The organism is Dongia mobilis (assembly GCF_004363235.1).
Classification (GTDB): domain Bacteria; phylum Pseudomonadota; class Alphaproteobacteria; order Dongiales; family Dongiaceae; genus Dongia; species Dongia mobilis.
This window is the reverse complement of record NZ_SNYW01000012.1, coordinates 1-2,500: the sequence shown is the minus strand read 5'-3', so window position 1 is coordinate 2,500 and position 2,500 is coordinate 1. Positions and strand designations below refer to the sequence as shown.

The 2,500-nt window shown below is 56.2% G+C and carries 1 tRNA gene and 2 rRNA genes (1 of these 3 cut by a window edge); all 3 read left to right on the top strand.

Annotated elements, in window-relative coordinates:
* Window positions 1–2,096 (top strand): 23S ribosomal RNA (locus A8950_RS15880) (it extends 664 nt beyond the left edge of the window).
* Between the two features lie 116 nt (window positions 2,097–2,212).
* Window positions 2,213–2,327: ribosomal RNA gene (rrf, locus tag A8950_RS15875) — 5S ribosomal RNA — on the top strand.
* A 96-nt stretch (window positions 2,328–2,423) separates the two neighbouring features.
* Window positions 2,424–2,500: transfer RNA gene (locus A8950_RS15870), tRNA-Met, on the top strand.

The window sequence follows — 2,500 nt, the reverse complement described above, 5'->3', positions numbered from 1 at the left end:
CGGGTGATCTATCCATGGGCAGGCTGAAGGTCGGGTAACACCGACTGGAGGGCCGAACCCGTAACCGTTGAAAAGGTTTGGGATGACCTGTGGATAGGGGTGAAAGGCCAATCAAACTCGGAAATAGCTGGTTCTCCGCGAAATCTATTTAGGTAGAGCGCCGGATGTTCACCGTTGGGGGTAGAGCACTGGATGGGCTAGGGGGGAGCGATCCTTACCAAACCTAACCAAACTCCGAATACCAACGGGTCATAGTCCGGCAGACAGACGGCGGGTGCTAAGGTTCGTCGTCGAGAGGGGAAGAGCCCAGACCACCAGCTAAGGTCCCCAAGTCATGGCTAAGTGGGAAAGGATGTGGGAAGGCCAAGACAGCCAGGAGGTTGGCTTAGAAGCAGCCATCCTTTAAAGAAAGCGTAATAGCTCACTGGTCTAGTTAAGCCGTCCTGCGCCGAAAATGTAACGGGGCTAAAGCCATGCACCGAAGCTGTGGGTGTCATCAGGGTAGCGTCCCTGGTGGCGCAGTAGCGGAGCGTTCCGCAAGCCTGCGAAGGTGTGGCGCGAGCCATGCTGGAGGTAACGGAAGTGAGAATGCTGACATGAGTAGCGATAAACAGTGTGAGAGACACTGTCGCCGTAAGTCCAAGGGTTCCTGCGCAAGGTTAATCCACGCAGGGTGAGCCGGCCCCTAAGGCGAGGCCGAAAGGCGTAGTCGATGGGAACCTGGTTAATATTCCAGGGCCTGCTGGACGTGACGAATGCCGTAAGTTGTTCCCCCTTATCGGATTGGTGGGGGCAGCGAAGGCGTTCCGGGAAATAACGCCAGCGTATAGACCGTACCCTAAACCGACACAGGTGGACTGGTAGAGTATACCAAGGCGCTTGAGAGAATGGTGTTGAAGGAACTCGGCAAATTGCCCTCGTAACTTCGGGAGAAGAGGGCCCTCTTCATGGGCAACCATGGAGGGGGGGCACAGAGCAGGGGGTGGCGACTGTTTAACAAAAACACAGGGCTCTGCGAAGTCCATAAGACGACGTATAGGGTCTGACGCCTGCCCGGTGCTGGAAGGTTAAGAGGAGGGGTGCAAGCTCTGAATCGAAGCCCCAGTAAACGGCGGCCGTAACTATAACGGTCCTAAGGTAGCGAAATTCCTTGTCGGGTAAGTTCCGACCTGCACGAATGGCGTAACGACTTCCCCACTGTCTCCAACACCAACTCAGCGAAATTGAATTCTCCGTGAAGATGCGGAGTACCCGCGGTTAGACGGAAAGACCCCATGCACCTTTACTATAGCTTTGCAGTGGTATTAGGGAATGAATGTGTAGGATAGGTGGGAGCCTTTGAAGTGCCGGCGCCAGTTGGCATGGAGGCAACCTTGAAATACCACCCTTTGGTTCTCTGATATCTAACCGCGCCCCGTGATCCGGGGCCGGGACCCTGCATGGTGGGTAGTTTGACTGGGGCGGTCGCCTCCCAAAGAGTAACGGAGGCGCGCGATGGTGGGCTCAGGCTGGTCGGAAATCAGCTGTCGAGTGCAATGGCATAAGCCCGCCTGACTGCGAGACTGACAAGTCGAGCAGAGACGAAAGTCGGTCATAGTGATCCGGTGGTCCCACGTGGACGGGCCATCGCTCAACGGATAAAAGGTACGCTGGGGATAACAGGCTGATGACTCCCAAGAGTCCATATCGACGGAGTCGTTTGGCACCTCGATGTCGGCTCATCACATCCTGGGGCTGGAGCAGGTCCCAAGGGTATGGCTGTTCGCCATTTAAAGTGGTACGTGAGCTGGGTTCAGAACGTCGTGAGACAGTTCGGTCCCTATCTGCCGTGGGTGTTGGAGTATTGCGAGGATTTGCCCCTAGTACGAGAGGACCGGGGTGAACGTACCTCTGGTGTACCGGTTGTCGTGCCAACGGCATCGCCGGGTAGCTATGTACGGTCGGGATAACCGCTGAAAGCATCTAAGCGGGAAACCCACCTCAAAACCAGTACTCCCTATGAGAGCCGTGAAAGACCATCACGTTGATAGGCCGGGTGTGGACGTGCGGTAACGTACGGAGCTAACCGGTACTAATCGCTCCATTGGCTTGATACTTCATCTTCGTCACACAAACCTCGCCGACCAGAACAAGGCCTCGGCACATTCAGCAGTTCACTCTGGTAATCCTTCGCGCCAACACGCGCGAAGAAATCGCATCCGGCCTTCGATGACCTGGTGGTCATGGCGAGGGGCCTGCACCCGATCCCATCCCGAACTCGGCCGTGAAAACCCTCAGCGCCAATGGTACTTCGTCTCAAGACGCGGGAGAGTAGGTCGCCGCCAGGTCTTCAAAGCCCGGATCCAACACGCATCAGATCAACAACGACAAAAACCAAAAGGCGCGCCACAAAACAGCGCGCCTTTCCCGCTTCAAGACTTCATCGCGGGATGGAGCAGCCCGGTAGCTCGTCAGGCTCATAACCTGAAGGTCGCAGGTTCAAATCCTGCTCCCGCAACCA